The 15,743-nt window shown below is 72.5% G+C and carries 12 protein-coding genes; 9 read left to right on the top strand and 3 right to left on the bottom strand.

Annotation, left to right across the window (positions count from 1 at the left end):
* Positions 1 to 16: 16 nt before the first annotated feature.
* From M8C11_RS17125 to M8C11_RS17110, 4 genes are all read left to right on the top strand, one after another.
* The gene (locus tag M8C11_RS17125) at positions 17 to 2,155 is read left to right on the top strand and encodes an ABC transporter permease (RefSeq protein ID WP_252450530.1); all 2,139 of its coding nucleotides are present in this window, start codon (positions 17 to 19) and stop codon (positions 2,153 to 2,155) included.
* A gap of 92 nt (positions 2,156 to 2,247) precedes the next feature.
* Positions 2,248 to 2,652 carry an Asp23/Gls24 family envelope stress response protein gene (locus M8C11_RS17120; RefSeq protein ID WP_252450528.1) on the top strand — a complete coding sequence of 135 codons (405 nt, stop codon included), beginning with the start codon at positions 2,248 to 2,250 and terminating at the stop codon, positions 2,650 to 2,652.
* 154 nt (positions 2,653 to 2,806) lie between these two features.
* On the top strand, positions 2,807 to 3,523 hold the full coding sequence (locus tag M8C11_RS17115) for a FadR/GntR family transcriptional regulator (RefSeq protein WP_252450526.1): 717 nt from the start codon (positions 2,807 to 2,809) through the stop codon (positions 3,521 to 3,523).
* A 191-nt stretch (positions 3,524 to 3,714) separates the two neighbouring features.
* Positions 3,715 to 5,178: a P1 family peptidase gene (locus M8C11_RS17110; RefSeq protein WP_252450517.1), complete on the top strand. Its 1,464-nt coding sequence runs from the start codon at positions 3,715 to 3,717 to the stop codon at positions 5,176 to 5,178.
* A 609-nt stretch (positions 5,179 to 5,787) separates the two neighbouring features.
* On the opposite strand, the gene M8C11_RS17105 is transcribed toward M8C11_RS17110, so the two are convergent.
* The 3 genes from M8C11_RS17105 to M8C11_RS17095 form a co-directional block, all read right to left on the bottom strand.
* On the bottom strand, positions 5,788 to 7,305 hold the full coding sequence (locus M8C11_RS17105; protein WP_121685027.1) for an ABC transporter substrate-binding protein: 1,518 nt from the start codon (positions 7,303 to 7,305) through the stop codon (positions 5,788 to 5,790).
* Positions 7,306 to 7,429: 124 nt separating this feature from the next.
* A complete protein-coding gene (locus M8C11_RS17100) occupies positions 7,430 to 8,389 on the bottom strand; it encodes a formylglycine-generating enzyme family protein (RefSeq protein WP_252450515.1) in 960 nt (319 codons plus the stop codon).
* Between the two features lie 7 nt (positions 8,390 to 8,396).
* Positions 8,397 to 9,485: a 3-isopropylmalate dehydrogenase gene (locus M8C11_RS17095; protein ID WP_121685029.1), complete on the bottom strand. Its 1,089-nt coding sequence runs from the start codon at positions 9,483 to 9,485 to the stop codon at positions 8,397 to 8,399.
* Between the two features lie 185 nt (positions 9,486 to 9,670).
* On the opposite strand from M8C11_RS17095, the gene M8C11_RS17090 reads away from it, so the two are divergent.
* The 5 genes from M8C11_RS17090 to M8C11_RS17070 are packed head-to-tail and all read left to right on the top strand — an operon-like array spanning position 9,671 to position 15,740.
* A complete protein-coding gene (locus M8C11_RS17090; RefSeq protein ID WP_252450513.1) occupies positions 9,671 to 11,197 on the top strand; it encodes a PLP-dependent aminotransferase family protein in 1,527 nt (508 codons plus the stop codon).
* 11 nt (positions 11,198 to 11,208) lie between these two features.
* Positions 11,209 to 12,453, top strand: coding sequence for a M20 family metallopeptidase (locus M8C11_RS17085; protein ID WP_252450511.1), 1,245 nt, complete (start codon positions 11,209 to 11,211; stop codon positions 12,451 to 12,453).
* Positions 12,450 to 13,892 carry an aldehyde dehydrogenase family protein gene (locus tag M8C11_RS17080; protein ID WP_252450509.1) on the top strand — a complete coding sequence of 481 codons (1,443 nt, stop codon included), beginning with the start codon at positions 12,450 to 12,452 and terminating at the stop codon, positions 13,890 to 13,892. The genes M8C11_RS17085 and M8C11_RS17080 overlap by 4 nt, the downstream gene beginning before the upstream one ends.
* A gap of 22 nt (positions 13,893 to 13,914) precedes the next feature.
* A complete protein-coding gene (locus tag M8C11_RS17075; RefSeq protein WP_104114889.1) occupies positions 13,915 to 14,859 on the top strand; it encodes an ABC transporter permease in 945 nt (314 codons plus the stop codon).
* A complete protein-coding gene (locus M8C11_RS17070; protein ID WP_013288207.1) occupies positions 14,856 to 15,740 on the top strand; it encodes an ABC transporter permease in 885 nt (294 codons plus the stop codon). Before M8C11_RS17075 ends, M8C11_RS17070 begins: the two co-directional genes overlap by 4 nt.
* The last annotated feature ends 3 nt before the right edge of the window (positions 15,741 to 15,743 follow it).

The following is a 15,743-nucleotide window of genomic DNA, read 5'->3' as shown; positions in this document are numbered from 1 at the left end:
GAACCCAGTCCGGAGCATGCCTGTGCCGTCCACCACCGACCCGGCGACCGCCGAGCCGAACGCCGCCGACCGCAAGGAGCGGATCATCCGCTCGGTCGCCCTCTTCGTCATGCCGTTCCTCATGGTCACGATGATGTTCGCGACCTACATGGCGACGATGCACTCGCCCCACCCCCGGCAGATGCCGGTGGCGGTGGTCGGCAGCGGCGCCCAGGCGCAGGGCGTGGTGGACGCGCTCAACGCCACCCCGGGAGAGCCGGTCGAGGCCCGGCTGGTGACGTCCCGTGACGCCGCGGTCGAGCTGCTGCGGGACCGGGAGATCAGCGGCGCGCTGCAACTCCCGGCCGCCGGGTCGGACCAGGCGACGATCTTCGCGGCGTCGGCCGCCGGGGCCTCCGGCGCCGCCACCGCCCAGCAGCTCCTCGCCCCGGTCGCGGTGCAGCAGCAGTGGACGGCCACGACCGAGGAGGTCGCCGCGCTGCCCGACGAGGACCGGGCCGGTATCGCCGTGCTGTTCGCCGCGATGGGCATGATGCTCGCCGGCTACGTGCCGCTGAGCCTGCTCCTGATGGCCACCCCCCACCTGCTGCGCCTGCGGCGGTTCGTCCCGCTGGTCGCCGGCTGGTCCGCGCTGACCAGCACGATCGTCTGGCTGATCCTCGGCCCGGTCGTCGGCGCGGTGGACGGCCACTACCTCACGTTCCTCGGCGTCGGCGTGCTCGCCACCGCCGCCGTCGGTCTCGCCCAACTGCTGTTCACCAAGCTGATGGGCCCGCTGGCGGTCCTGCTCGGGATGCTGCTCTTCGTCGTGTTCGGCATGCCCGCGTCGAACCTGGCGCTGCCGGTCCACACGATGCCCGGGTTCTTCCAGTTCCTGCACGGCGTACTGCCCCTGCCGGCGGCCGGCGAGGCGCTGCGGTCGGCGCTCTACTTCGACGGCCGGGGCATCGGCGTCCACCTGCTGACGCTCGCCGCGTGGATCGTCGCCGCCGTGGCGCTCTGCCTGCTCAAGGAGCGCGGCGGGGCGCCCATCCCGCAGGCGCCGCAGGTCGACGGCCCGGACACGCCGCTGCCCGCGCTGGCCGGCGGGCCGCCGCGGTCCAAGCGGTTCCGGTACGCGACGGTCGCGGCGTTCCCGCTGAGCATCCTCGTCGTCGTGGTGGGCCTGATGAGCTTCTCCATGCACAAGCCGGAGCCCCACGACATCCCGGTCGCGGTGGTCGCCGCCGTCCCGGAGCAGGCCGAGCGGGCCGCCGCCGGGCTGCGGGCGGGCCTGAACGGCGTCGCCGACATCTCCGTGGCCGCGTCGGTGGACGAGGCCCGGGAGCGCATCCTCGCGCGTGACCTGGTCGCCGCGTACGTGCTGCCGTCCACGCCCGGCGGCGAGGCCGTGCTGTACTCGTCCTCGGCCGCCGGGTCCAGCCAGCACACCATGGTCCAGACCATGTTCCGGCAGGTGGCGGCCGGGCAGCAGATGCCACTGGCGGTCACCGACGTGTCGCCGCTGAGCGAGACCGACACGATGGGCAGCAACAGCCTGTACGTCGGCATGTCCTGGATCATGTCCGGCTTCCTGATGCTGGCAGTGCTCCGCGGCGGGGCGCCGCACATCCGGCGGCTGCGCCAGTTCCTGCCGATCCTCGGTGGCTGGGCGATCGGCATGTCCACCTGGCTGTGGCTGCTGTTCGACGTGATCATCGGCGCGGTCAACGGGCACGCCCCGGAGATGATCGGCTTCGGCGCGCTCACCATCTTCGCCGTGTCGCTGGTGACCGCCGTGTTCACCCGTACCTTCGGGCTCGCCGCGATCGTCCCGATGATGGTGGTGCTGATGATGGCCGGCGTGCCCGCGTCCGGCGGCGGCCTGTCGATCTACATGGTGCCGGAGTTCTTCCGGACGCTCCAGGGCGTCCTGCCGCTGCCCGCCGCTGTGGACACGGCCCGGTCGCTGGTCTACTTCGGCGGGGTCGGCGTCGGGCGGAACCTGGCCGTCGTGGCGGTCTGGGCCGCGGTCGGCCTGCTGCTCAACCTCGGCGTCGACCGGTGGCTCCGGCGACGCGAGCAGGCCCCGGGTGGCACCGGGCCGCACCCGGTGCCGGGCGCCGCCGGCGGGCTGGACGGGATCGGCGAGCCGGCGCCGGCCGGGGCGCGCTGAACCCGGCGGCCGTCCACTGCGGACCGCCGCCGTCCAGTACGCTCGCACCGCCCCACGCCGCCGGCGCGGGGCGGTGCGACGGGTGGGAGAGCATGGCTGACGAGGCGACCCAGGAACTTCAGCTGACTCCGGACGCGGTGGCGGGCGGGACCACGCACGTCTCCGACGAGGTGGTGGAGAAGATCGCGGTGGCCGCCGCCCGAGGGGTGCCCGGCGTGGCCGAGCTGGGCGGCGACGTGGCCCGGTTCTTCAACGCGGTGCTCGACCGGGTCGGGCTCGACCAGGTCGGCGACGCCCGGCGGGGCTGCACGGCCCACGTCACCAACGGCGCGGCCGTGATCAACCTGGTCCTCGTGATCGAGGCCGGCCACCCGGTTCCGCAGGTGACCGACGAGGTACGCATCGCTGTCGCGTCCGCCGTCGAGGCGTACGGCCTGCGGGTCGACGAGATCAACATCAAGGTCGACGACGTGGCGATGGGTACGCCCACCGCCTGACGCCCACCGCCGGGCCCGCGCACTCGTCGTGGCGGGCGGGGGCTGACCACCGGACGGGTCGATGCACCGTACCGTTGTTCCCAGCGGCGCGAGGCCGCCGTGCGTCGGGAGGTTCGCCATGCCGAAGGGTGTCTCGTTCGCTCCAGTGCGCACCGTGAGGGCGTACGAGGGGATCGTCCGGCAGGTCGAGGAGCGGATCGCCGCCGGGGATCTGCGGCCGGGGGACCGGCTGCCGAGCGAGCGCGAGCTGACCACGCAGTTCGACGTCAGCCGGTCCACCGTGCGTGAGGCGCTGCGCGTGCTGGAGAGCAGCGGCCTGATCCGCTCGCGCCCCGGTGACCCGCTCGGGCCGCAGGTGATCGCCTCGACCGCCTCGGCGATGCGCAAGCTGTTCGCCCGGGTCGTGGACAGCCGGCGGCTCGGCGTGGCCGAGCTGCTCCAGTTCCGGATGATCATCGAGTCGGCTGCGGGTTCCGTCGCCGCCCGGATGGCGTCACCGTCCGAGTTGGACGAGCTGGAGCAGGCGCTGGCGGGCATGCGAGACGCGGTGGCCGACGGCTACGAGGCCTTCAGCGCGGCCGACGTCCGTTTCCACGAGCACGTCGCCCGGCTGTCCGGCAACGAGTTGCTCGTGCTCTGCCTCGACGCGGTCCGGAGCATGGTGCTGGACCTGATCTCCACCAAGCTGGCCGAGGCGCCGGACCGTGAGGCCCTGATGGAGCGCACGCTGGCCCACCACCGCCGCGTCCTCGACGCGATGCGCGCCGGGGAGGCCGACGAGGTCACCCGGCTGACCCGCGAGGAACTGCACCGCTACTACGCCGAGTACGTGCCGGAGGCGCAGCGCTCGATGGTGGACGTATTGCTCTGAATCCGCCTGATGTGGCCTGACCTCGGATTATCCGAGTCGGCCATCAGCTGAGCAGGCTCTTCCCTTCAACTGGTCTGACCAGTAGCCTCCCCCACATCTCGTCGTGTACCACGGGGGACCACCAGTTGCCCAATGCATCGACCGCCCCGGACCGGGGCGGAGGTCGCACCGCTTCACATGGGAGAAGCTGCATGAAGTCGTCCAGATTCGCCGCGATCGCCGCGGCAGCCCTGGTCTGTCCGGGACTCGTGCTCGTCGCGTCGCCCGCGTCGGCCAACCCCGCCGCCGGCGCCCCGGGCGCCCACAACGCCATCACCGACGTCCCCGGCATCCAGGTCGGCCAGGTCCAGTCCGACACCGCTCCGTACCTGACCGGCACCTCGGTCGTCTACATGCCGCAGATGTCCGTGGCGAGTGTGGACCAGCGTGGTGGCGCCCCCGCCACCAAGGAGACCGACCTGCTCAGCCCGCTCAACTCGAACCCGGGCGTAAACGCGATCCAGCTCGGCGGCAGCAGCATGTACGGGCTGTCGGCCACCAACGGCATCATCCGCTGGCTGGAGGACCGGGGCGAGGGCGTACGCGTCGGCGCCGGAGGCGTGGCCCCGATCGTGCCGGCCGCTGACATCTTCGACCTCGGCCGCGGCGGCGACCCGAAGGCCCGCACGTCCGCCGAGTGGGGTTACCTCGCGGCTCAGGCCACCTCGGACGGTCCGGTCCGTCAGGGCGGCGTCGGCGGCGGCACCGGCGCCCGTGGCGGCGGCATGCGCGGCGGCGTCGGCACCGCGAGCGTCCACCTCGGCGACGGCATCTACGTCGGCGCGATGGTGATCGTCAACCCGGCCGGCTCGCCGGTCGACCCGGCCGACTGCACCCTGTACGGCGTCAAGTACGGCATCGGCGACGAGTTCGCCGGGTACAAGGCTCCCAAGAAGAAGGAGTGCAACCCGCCGACCCCGCCGGCCGCCGCCGCCGAGCAGCCGGCCAACACCACGATCGCCGTGGTGGCCACCAACGCCCCGCTGGAGAAGGCCGCCGCCCAGCGCATGTCCGGCAACGCGCACGACGGCATGGCCCGCGCGATCAGCCCGATCCACACGCTCGGCGACGGTGACACCGTGTTCGCCGTCTCCACCGGCAAGGGCGAGGCGCTCCAGATCAACGACCCGGCCGACACCCGTCAGCTGAACGCCATCTTCAACGCCGGTGCCAGCACGCTCGCCCGTGCCATCGCCAAGGCGGTCCTCTCGTCCGAGAGCATCGGCAACACCACCAGCTACTGCGACCGCTACCCCTCGGCCTGCAAGGGCATGAAGCAGCTCAAGCAGTGGCGTACGCAGGGCAACGCCCCGGACGTGACCCCGGAGACCTTCGCCCAGGCGTCGCAGGCGCTGGCGCAGACCCCGGTCCCCGCGCCGGCCGGTGCCGACAACGGCAAGGGCAAGGACAAGCCGAAGCCGAAGGCCGCTCCGGCGGGCAACACCACGCAGCAGGAGTCGCAGAACGGCATGGTCCTCGCCTCCGGCAACACCGGCGGCCCCACGCTCTCCACGGGCGTGACCACGGGCCTGCTGGCCGCGGGCATCCTCGGTGTCGGCCTGCTGGGCATGCACCTGCGGGGTCGCCGCCGGGCGACGTCCGGCCGGCTCAGCTGACACAGCCGCTGTCTCACCTCGCGCCGGCACCGTAGGCGCGTGACGATCGAGGCGGGTCCCGTCCACCCGGACGGGGCCCGCCTCACGTCGTCCCCGGGGCGCGCCCTTGGCGCTCGGGGGCGCTTCTCGTCGATCTTGGAGTTGTGGCACCTCGCACACTTCGCTCAAGGGACATCCTGGGCGCCACAACTCCAAGATCGACGGGGTGGACCGTTCGTGGGCTCGGGGAACGCGAGCCCGCTCGGCGATGCCCGTGTCGAGGCCCCGCGTCCGGGCAACGCAAGGCTCCACGCCTGCACCATCACCTCGACTGTCCTCGTGCGCTGCGGGCCGGCAGGGCGATTCGCTCGCCCCCGAACGCCACCGCCGCGCCGCCCTCAGCAGGACAGCAGTTCCCCAGGATCCCCCCGGCTCGTTGATCTTGCACTTTGTGCCCCGGCGAAAGGGGTGAACCCCCCCACGCCGAGGGCCGCATCTGCAAGATCGCGGGAGCGGGGAGCGGGGAGCGGGGAGCGGGGAGCGGGGAGCGGGGAGCGGGGAGAGCAGGGGGGAATGCGAGAAGGACCTGGTGGGCGGAGCCCACCAGGTCCTTCTGCGCGTGGAACCGAGTTACTTCTTGGAGACCTTGGTGACGTCGAAGGACTGGGTCACCGCGTCCTTCGGGTAGCCCTCCACGCCGTCGCGGATCACCGCGAGGTTCGGCAGCAGGAACAGCCAGTCGCTGGCCGCCTCCTGCGAGATGACCTTGGCGGCCTCGGCGAACTTCTTGTCCCGGGTCGCCGCGTCCAGGGCCGTGTCGGCCTCGTTCATGAGCTGCGTGACGGCCGGGTTCTTGTAGCGGTAGTAGTAGTCCGGCTGGCCGTAGCGGACCAGGTCACGCGGCTCGACGTGGGCGATGATCGACAGGTCGTAGTTGGCCTTGCCGAGCACCTTGTCGAGCCACTGCGGCATCTCGACGTTGTTCTGGGTCACCTTGATGCCGACCTCGGCGAGCTGCGAGGCGACGAACTGCGCGGACGCGCGGGCGTAGCCGGGCGGCGGGACGTCCATGGTCAGGGTGAGCCCGCCTGCGTGACCGGCCTCGGCGAGCAGCTGCTTGGCCTTGGCGGGGTCGTGCGGGAAGTCGCCGGTGCGGTCCTCGTACCAGGGGTCGCTCGGCGGCACCATGCTGCCGATCTTCGTGCCGTAGCCGGACCAGACGGTCTTGATGAGCGCGTCGTGGTCGATCGCGTGGCGGATGGCCTGGCGCACCCGGACGTCGGCCAGCGGGCCCTTGCCGTTGTTCATCGCCAGGACGACCTCACCGGTCGTCTTGCCCTCGACCACCTCGAACTGCTTGTTGCCCTTGAACACCTCGAGCAGCTGCGGCGCCTGGATGTTCGCCACGATGTCGAGCTGGCCGGAGAGCATCGCGTTGTTGAGCGCGTTGGCGTCGGTGATGTACCGGAAGACGGCGGTGCCGACCTTCGCCTTCTCGCCCCAGTAGCCGTCGTTGCGGACCAGGGTGATGCTGTCGCCGCGGTTCCACTTGTCGAACTTGAACGGGCCGGTGCCGTTCGGCTTCGTCCCCAGGTCGGTGGCGTTCTCCTTGAGCACCACGCCGACGCGGCCGGCGACGTCGAACAGCCAGCTCTGGCTGGGCCGGGACAGCGTCACGTCCACGGTGGACGCGTCCGGCGCCTCGACGGTCTTCACGACTGTCATCTGCGACTTGAACGGGTTCGTCGAGCCCTCGGCGGTCACCCGCTTGAAGCTCCACACCACGTCCTGCGCGGTGAGCTTCTGGCCGTCGTGGAAGGTCACGCCGTCGCGGAGCTTGAACGAGTACTTGGTGCCGTCGTCGGACACCTTCCACTCGCTGGCCAGCAGCGGCTCCACCTCGCCGGTGTCGGCGTTCTGGCGCACCAGGCCCTCGTACACGTTGTAGAGCAGGACCTGCGGGATCGCGGCGCCGGCCTCGGCGGTCAGGTCGAGGCTCACCGGCTCGAGGTAGGCGCCGAGGGTGACCGTCCCGTTGCCGGAACCACCGCCGGTGGTGGTCTTCGAGTCGCCGTCGCTACTGCACGCGGTCAGAGCCAGCGCCGTGGCGAGCAGCACGGCGGGCAGCGTTATCTTCAGCCGATTCATTCGTGTGTCCCATCGCGAAGAACGCCAAGGGCGCTCGTAGCCTGTGAGGCGGGACACTATGAGCGTGGTACCCGATGCAAAAGGGCCAGTTCAGCGGGGTCGGCAGGTACCAATCAGCGTCCGGCTACCGGGCCACCCGGAACCCGGTGTTGCCCGTCGAGGAGTCAACGGTGGTCCGACTCCGTGCTGCCACGCGGTAACGGTTGCAGTAGGAGTCGTGGCACAGGTACGAACCACCCCTGATGACGCTCTCACCTGGTGAGATGCGGCCGCGGTGGTCGCGCCAGGGTTCGGCCGTGAGTTCCCAAACGTTGCCCGCGACGTCGTACAGACCGTAGCCGTTCGGCGGAAACGCGGTCACCGGAGAGGTGCCTGCGAACCCGTCGTCCGCGGTGTTGACAGCCGGGAAGGTGCCCTGCCAGATGTTGCACATGTGCCGCCCGTCCGGGGTCAGCTCGTCGCCCCAGGCGTAGCGGGCCCGGGACAGGCCGCCGCGGGCCGCGTACTCCCACTCGGCCTCGGTGGCCAGCCGGGTACCGGACCAGCGGCAGTACGCCTCGGCGTCGCGGTGCGAGACGTGCACGACCGGGTGCCGCTCGCGTCCCCGTACGCCCGACCCGGGCCCGTCCGGGGCGGCCCAGTGCGCCCCCTCGACGGCCAGCCACCACGGCGCCTGCGGCACGGAGGCGTCCAGCACATGCGGACGCGCGGACGGCGCCAGCAGCAGGTGGAAGACGAATGACCAGCCGTACCGTTCCGCGTCCGTGCGGTAGCCGGTGGCGTCGACGAAGCGGGCGAACTGCCGGTTCGTCACCGGCGTGGCGGCGATCTCGAACGGGCCCACGGTCACCGGGCGGACCGGTCCCTCCAGGTCGTCCGGGAAGCCCTCCGGGTCGTCGGTGCCCATGAGGAAGGTGCCACCGGGCAGCGCGATCAGGTCGTCCGTACCCCCGTGTGGTGAGCGGACGGCGCTCGCGCCCGCCGCGGCGCCGGTGCCGGCGGCGGCGGGCGGGCGTTTCGGCGCGCAACACGGCGGCGGCGGGGAAGTGCCCCCGCCGCCGTCCGGAACCGATTCGGTGCTCACATCCGCGTCACGCCGGCAGGGCGTCCGCCTGGTACGCGCCCTCGCCGATGACGGCCGCGACCGCGTCGCCGAAGTCCTCGGTCGACATGCCCATCTCCGGCCCGCGCATGGCGCCCAGGCGCGGCAGCACCGCCTTCACGCCGTCCTCCAGGCAGCGGGCCGCCTCGGGGTGGCCCAGGTGCTCCAGCATCAGCGCGGCGCTGAGGATCGAGCCCGCGGGGTTGGCCCAGCCACGGCCGGCGATGTCCGGCGCGGAGCCGTGCACCGGCTCGAACATGCTCGGCGCCGACCCGGTCGGGTTGAGGTTGCCGCTCGCGGCCAGGCCGAGACCGCCCTGCACGGCCGCGCCCAGGTCGGTGATGATGTCGCCGAACAGGTTGTCGGTGACCACCACGTCGAACCGCTCCGGCTGCGTCACCAGGTAGAGGCACATCGCGTCGACGTGGACGTAGTCCACCTCGATGTCCGGATACTCCGCCGCGACCTCCTCGAAGGTCCGCTGCCACAGGTCACCGGCGTACGTCAGGATGTTCGCCTTGTGCACCAGCGTGACGTGCTTGCGGCGGCCCAGGGCCAGCCGGAAGCCGTGCCGGATGAGGCGCTCGACGCCCTTGCGGGTGTTCACCGACTCCTGGGTGGCGATCTCGTCCGGTCCGCCCCGGTGGATGAAGCCACCCGCGCCGACGTACGCGCCCTCGGTGTTCTCCCGCAGGATCACCAGGTCGCACTGCTCCGGTCGCAGGCCGCCGATGGGCGTGGGCACGCCGGGCAGCAGCTTGACCGGCCGCAGGTTCACGTACTGGTCGAACGCGGTCCGCAGGTGGATGACCAGGCCGCGTTCCAGCACGCCGGGCGGCACCGACGGGTCGCCGACGGCGCCGAAGAGAATGGCGTCCGCCTTGGCCAGTTCCTGTTCCACGTCCGGCGGCACGACCTGGCCGGTGATCCGCCAGTAGTCCGCGCCGAGTTCGTAGTCTTCCCAGACCAGGTCGATCCCGAACCGTCGGGCGGCGGCGTCGCACGCCTTGACCGCCTGCGCGGTGACCTCCGGTCCGATGCCGTCGCCGGGCACCAGCGCGATTCGCTGGGCGCTCATGAGTCCACCCCTGTCCGCGTGCAGGAGACCGTCACCTGCCATCGCCCGGCCAAGCGTGGCGGGAACGGGCCCTCCGCAACAGGTCCAGGTCTCCGGCTAGGCTAGTACCAGCGGGACGCATAGGGCGTGTGCAGGGCGTACGACGACGGGACGAGGCGAGACCCCCGCGGGAGTGGGAGGTCGAGGTGGCGGATTTCCTGCTGCCGGTCAACCCGCAGAGCACGGTTCCGCTCTACGAACAGATCATCACCGGGCTCGAGGACGCCATCCTCGCCGGGCAGTACGACGACGGCCCGCTGCCGAGCACGCGCCGCCTGGCCGAGGCGCTCGGTGTCTCCCGGAACACGGTGCTGACCGCGTACGACCGGCTCATGGAGCAGGGTCTGATCGTGACCGTCCCGCGGCGCGGTCTCTACGTCTCCTCCGACGCGGTGGTGCGGATGCGGGCCGCGCGGCGGACCGCCCGCTCCCCGATGCAGCCGATCGACTGGGCGGCGCGGCTTCCGGAACCGCCGCCCACGCCGGTGCACCGGGATCCGGCCTGGGCGCGGGCGCCGTTCCCCTTCGTGGTCGGCCAGCCCGACCCGTCCATGTTCCCGATCGGCGCGTGGGAGCGGGCGCAGCGCGAGGCGCTGCGGCAGGACGGGCTGTCCCGGGTCATCGGGGACGCCGGCCAGGCCGACGACCCGGAGCTGGTGCGTCAGCTCTGCGAGCACGTGCTGCCCGCGCGCGGCATCTCCGCCCACCCGGACCAGGTGATGATCACGCTGGGCTCGACGCACGCGCTGCACCTGCTGGCGAGCGTCCTCGTCCGGCCGGGCAGCGTGGTGCTCGTCGAGGACCCCGGCTACCCCGACGCGCGGACGATCATGCAGATGGCCGGCGCCGACGTGGTGCCCGGCCGGGTCGACGAGGACGGCCTGGTCGTCGAGGACCTGCCGGCCGACCTGCACGGCGCCCAGCTCGTGTACGTGACGCCGAGCCACCAGTACCCGACCGGCGCGACCATGTCGGCGTCCCGCCGTGAGGAGCTGCTGCGCCGGGCCGGCGCGGCGGACGCGGTCGTGATCGAGGACGACTACGACCCGGAGATGACGTTCCGGGGGATGCCCGCGGTGGCGGTGCGGGCGCTCGACGACGAGGACCGCGTCGTCTACCTCGGTAGCTTCAGCAAGCTGCTGGCACCGGGGCTGCGGCTCGGCTACGTGGTGGCGTCCCCGGCGCTCGTGGACGCCATGCGGGCCCGCTCCCGCTACGTGCTGCGCCACCCGCCCGGCCCGATGCAACGTGCCCTCGCGCAGATGATCGCCAGCCGGGACCTGGCCCGCCACGTGCGCCGCGTCCGCGCCCACTACCAGGGGCTGTACGAGGAGATGGTGCGGGCGGTCGAGCGGCACGTGCGCTGGGGACCGCAGCCGGTGCCGCGCGGCGGGCTGGCCCGGTGGATCACCGGCCCGCCCGGGCTGGACGCCGGGGAGCTGGCCCGCGAGCTGCGCCGGCAGGGTGTCCTGCTCGACCCCGGCGCGCCGTACTGGGCGGCCCGGCCGGCACCGCGTCACCACCTGCGCCTGGGGTACCAGGTGATGCCGCTGGACCGCATCGACGAGGGGGTGCGGCGGGTCGCCGCGGCCGTAGAAGACCAGGTCCGGCCGCGACTGGTACCCCCGCCGACCCGGAAACTGGACGTTCCCCTCCGGGGTCGGAGTTCGTAACCTCCGACGCCATGACGTCGGACACCCACGCCTCCCTCCGCGCCGGCCATCTCGTGGACGAGCAAGCCGTCGTGTCGCTCACCCAGGACCTGGTCCGCATCCCCTCGACCTGGGACGCCGGGCGCGGGCGTAGCGAGCAGCCCGTGGCGGAACTCGTCGCGCAGGTCATGCGGGGGTTCGGCTGGCGGCCGGAGGTCACCGAGGTCGTCCCCGGGCGTCCCAACGTCGTCGCGGTGGTGGACGGCGGCCTGCCCGGCCCGACGCTGATGTTCGAGGGGCACACCGACGTCGTCACCGAGGGCGCTCCCGAGGAGTGGACCGTCGACCCGTTCGGCGGTGACATCGTCGACGGGCGGCTGTACGGTCGCGGCTCCGCCGACATGAAGGCCGGTGTCGCCGCGATGATCCACGCGACCCGGGCCGTCGAGCTGGCCGGGCCGTTCCCGGGCCGGATCGTGGTGGCGGCTCTGGTGGACGAGGAGGGCCAGATGCTCGGCGCGAAGCACTTCACCACCACGGCGCTCGCCCGCGAGGTGGACGCCGCGATCATCTGCGAGCCGGAGGCGGAGGAGATCTGCGCGGTCGCCAAGGGCGCCGTCCGGCTGCTGGTCACCTGCACCGGCAAGATGGCGCACGGCGCGATGCCGCAGCACGGCCGCAACCCCGTCCCCGCCGTGGCCGAGCTGGTCGCCGCGCTCGGCCGGTTCCAGAAGGAGTTGCAGGCCGACCCGGGTGAGCACGTGCACCTCGGCCTGACGTACCTGACTCCCACGGTCCTGGACGCCGGCTCCGCCGACCAGCTCAACGTCATCCCCGGCCGCGCCGTGCTCGGCGTGGACTGCCGGACCGTACCCGGTGTCGACCACGCCGCGCTCGCCGCGCGCGTCCGCTCCGACGCGGACGCCATCGGCGCCCGGCACGGCGTCACCTTCGCCGTCGAGGTCGTCGACGACCGGCCGTGCGCGGTCACCCCGGAGGACCACCCGGTCTCGCTCGCCGTGGCCGAGGCGCACCGCGCGGTCACCGGCGCCGAACCGGTCTTCGGCGGCGTGCCCGGCGCGACCGACGGCACGATCCTGTGGCGCGACAGCGGCATCCCGAACGTGGTGTACGGCCCCGGCCCGAAGTGGATCGCCCACCAGCCCGACGAGTACGTCGAGGTCGACGACATCGTCCGCAAGACGAAGGTCTACGCCGAGGCGGCGCTGGCCTTCCTCACCGGCGCCACCGGCGCCCGGGCGGGTGCGGCGTCGTGACCGCGCAGGAGCTGCTCACCGCGCTGCCCGCCGGGCTGCCGATCGGCACGGGCTGGACCACCACCGCGCAGACCGCGCCGGTGCGCTTCCCGTACGACGGCAGCACCGTGACCCAGGCGCCGTGGGGCGACCCCGGCGACGCGGAGGCGGCGGTCGACGCCGCGCGGGAGGTCGCCGCGGAGATGGCCGGCCTGCCCGGCCACCGGCGGCGCGCGATCCTGACGACGGTCGCCGCCGAGGTGCGCGCCCGCGCCGACTCGCTGGCCGAGCTGCTGGTCCTGGAGACCGGCAAGCCGCTCGTCGACTGTCGGGTCGAGGTCGCCCGGACGCTCGTCACGCTGGAGACGGCCGCCGAGGAGGTCGGGCACCTGACCGGCGAGACGGTGGCGCTGGACATGCAGCCGGCCGGCGAGGGCATGCTCGGTTTCTGGGTACGCCGCCCGGTCGGTGTCGTCGTCGGCATCACCGGCTTCAACTACCCGCTGCTGCTGGCCGCGCACAAGGTCGCGCCGTCGGTCGCGGCGGGCTGCCCGGTGATCGTCAAGCCGGCGCCGAACACGCCGCTGGCCACGCTGGTGCTGGTCGACCTGTTCCGGCGGGCGGGCTGCCCGGCCGCCGGGGTCCAGCTCGTCACCGGTGGCGTCGAGGTCGGCAAGCTCCTGACCACGCACCCCGCCGTCGCCGCCGTGTCGTTCACCGGGTCGGCGCACGTCGGCCACCAGATCGCCCGGGCCGCGGCCCCGCGCAAGGTGCTGCTGGAACTCGGGTCCAACGCGGCGCTCGTCGTCGGTCGCGACGCCGACCTCGACCGGGCCGCCGAGGCGGTCGTACGCGGCGGTTTCTACGCCTCGGGCCAGGCGTGCATCAGCGTGCAGCGGGTGATCGTCGAGGAGCCGGTCCGCGAGGCGCTGCTGGACCGACTCCGGCCGCTGCTGGCGTCGGTCACCACCGGCGACCCCCGGTCCGCCGACACCCGCGTGTCCGCGCTGGTGGACGAGGCGTCCACCGAGCGGGTGCATTCGTGGGTGGACCGCGCGGTCGCCGCCGGGGCCCGCTGCCTGGCCGGCGGTACGGCGCAGGGCCGGGTGCTGCAACCGACGGTGCTCGTCGACGTCCCCGAGGACGCCGAGTGCTGGGCGGAGGAGATCTTCGGTCCGGTGGTCTGCGTCCGGTCGGTGCCGGACATGGACGCGGCGGTCGAGCTGGTCAACCGGTCCCGCTACGGGCTCCAGGCCGCCGTCTTCACCCGTGACCTGGCGGTCGCCCTCGACGTCGTGCGCCGCCTCGACGTCGGTGGTGTGCTGGTCAACGAGGTGCCCGGCTTCCGCGCCGACAACATGCCGTACGGCGGCGTCAAGGACTCCGGCATCGGCCGGGAGGGACCGCGCTTCGCCATGGAGGAGCTGACCGTGACCAAGATGGTGATGATCAGGCCATGATTCGGAGTGGGAGCACACACGCATGGTGATCTACTTCGTCCGGCGGCTGGCCATCCTCGCGGTATCGCTGTTCGCCGCGTCCATCCTCGTCTTCACGATGCTGGCGCTGCTGCCGGGCGACCAGGCGCAGGCGATGCTCGGCGTGAACGCCACCCCGGAGGCGCTGGAGGCGCTGCGGGAGCAGTTCGGCACGAACCGGCCGTTCACCGAGCGGTACCTCGACTGGGCCGGCGGCCTGATCCGCGGTGACTTCGGCATCTCGCCGCTCAGCGGGGTGTCGGTCGGCTCGGAGATCGCCGACAAGCTCGGCGTGACGGTGCCGCTCATCCTGGCCGGGATGACGCTGGCGCTGCTCATCGCCGTGCCGCTGGGCATCCTCGCCGCGGTGAAGAGCCGTACCGCGATCGGGACGGCGCTGTCCGCGCTGAGCCAGGTCGGCATCGCCGTTCCGTCGTTCTGGCTCGGCATCCTGCTCATCACCGTGTTCGCGGTGAAGTTGCAGTGGCTGCCCGCCGGCGGGTTCACCGGGTGGGACGACGTCGGCGGCGCCGTGCAGGCCCTGCTGATGCCGGCGCTGGTCCTCGGCGTGGCCCAGGGCGCGATCCTGATGCGCTACGTCCGGTCCGCGGTGGTCGAGGTCATGCAGGAGGACTTCATCCAGACCGCGCGGGCCAAGGGCCTCAGCCGCTCGCAGGCGCTGACCCGGCACGCGCTGCGCAACGCGGCCATCCCGGTCATCACCGTCCTCGGCCTGCAGCTCGCGACGCTGCTCATCGGCACCGTCGTGATCGAGAACGTCTTCGGCCTGCCCGGTCTCGGCCGGATGCTGCTGCAGGACGTGGGCAACCGCGACCTGCTGAAGGTGCAGGGCACCGTGATGGTGCTGACCGCCGCGGTGCTTCTGATCAACTTCGTCGTCGACGTGGTGTACCACGCGGTCGACCCCAGGCTGAGGAGCAAGGCATGACATCAGTCGCCGACGCCCCACCGGACGCCACCGCCGACGTCGTCGCGGCCGGCCCCGTCAAGCCGCGCCGCCGCTGGAACCTCACGCTGGTGATCGGCGCCGGCCTGGTGGGCCTGGTCGTCCTCACCGCACTCGTGTCGTTCCTCTGGACGCCGTACGACCCCACGCGGGTCGACCCGTCGCAGACGCTGCTGTCCCCGGGCGGGGACCACTGGCTCGGCACCGACCACTTCGGCCGGGACATCGTCAGCCAGCTCCTCGTCGGCGCGCGGACCACACTGTTCGTCGGTGTCGTCGCCGTCGCCATCGCCGCCGCTGTCGGCGTACCGCTGGGTCTGCTCGCCGCCACCGGGCACCGCTGGCTGAGCGAGCCGGTGATGCGGGCGCTGGACATCGTGTTCGCGTTCCCGGCCATCCTGCTGGCGATCATCCTGGCCGCCGGCTTCGGCGCCTCCACGCTCACCGGCATGATCGCCATCGGCGTCGCCAACGTCCCGGTGTTCGGCCGCCTCACCCGGGCCGGCGCGATGCAGGTGCTGCAGAGCGACTTCGTGCTCGCCGCGCGCAGCTACGGCCGCCGCGGCGTGGTGCTCATGGTGCGGTACGTGCTGCCGAACATCGCGGCCCTGCTCATCGTGCAGGCGTCGGTGTCGTTCGCGCACGCGGTGCTCGCCGAGGCGGCGCTGTCCTACCTCGGGTACGGCACCCCGCCACCGACCCCCACCTGGGGCCGGATGCTCCAGGAGGCCCAGAACTACTTCGTCGTGCAGCCGATGCTCGCCGTCTGGCCCGGTCTGGCCATCGCCCTGTCGGTGCTCGGCTTCAACCTCATGGGCGACGGGCTGCGCGACGCCCTCGACCCGCGGCTGAGAGGACGGTGAGCG

Origin of the sequence: Micromonospora sp. CPM1 (genome assembly GCF_023896895.1) — a bacterium.
Taxonomy (GTDB): Bacteria; Actinomycetota; Actinomycetes; order Mycobacteriales; family Micromonosporaceae; genus Micromonospora; species Micromonospora tulbaghiae.
This window is presented reverse-complemented; position numbering and strand designations above follow the sequence as displayed.

What these genes read in the sequence shown, in the direction of transcription:
- M8C11_RS17095 (WP_121685029.1), bottom strand. Translation starts at nt 9,485, where the DNA reads ATGAGCGCCCAGCGAATCGCGCTGGTGCCCGGCGACGGCATCGGACCG.
- M8C11_RS17110 (WP_252450517.1), top strand. Translation starts at nt 3,715, where the DNA reads ATGAAGTCGTCCAGATTCGCCGCGATCGCCGCGGCAGCCCTGGTCTGT.
- M8C11_RS17120 (WP_252450528.1), top strand. Translation starts at nt 2,248, where the DNA reads ATGGCTGACGAGGCGACCCAGGAACTTCAGCTGACTCCGGACGCGGTG.
- M8C11_RS17070 (WP_013288207.1), top strand. Translation starts at nt 14,856, where the DNA reads ATGACATCAGTCGCCGACGCCCCACCGGACGCCACCGCCGACGTCGTC.
- M8C11_RS17105 (WP_121685027.1), bottom strand. Translation starts at nt 7,305, where the DNA reads ATGAATCGGCTGAAGATAACGCTGCCCGCCGTGCTGCTCGCCACGGCG.
- M8C11_RS17125 (WP_252450530.1), top strand. Translation starts at nt 17, where the DNA reads ATGCCTGTGCCGTCCACCACCGACCCGGCGACCGCCGAGCCGAACGCC.
- M8C11_RS17075 (WP_104114889.1), top strand. Translation starts at nt 13,915, where the DNA reads ATGGTGATCTACTTCGTCCGGCGGCTGGCCATCCTCGCGGTATCGCTG.
- M8C11_RS17085 (WP_252450511.1), top strand. Translation starts at nt 11,209, where the DNA reads ATGACGTCGGACACCCACGCCTCCCTCCGCGCCGGCCATCTCGTGGAC.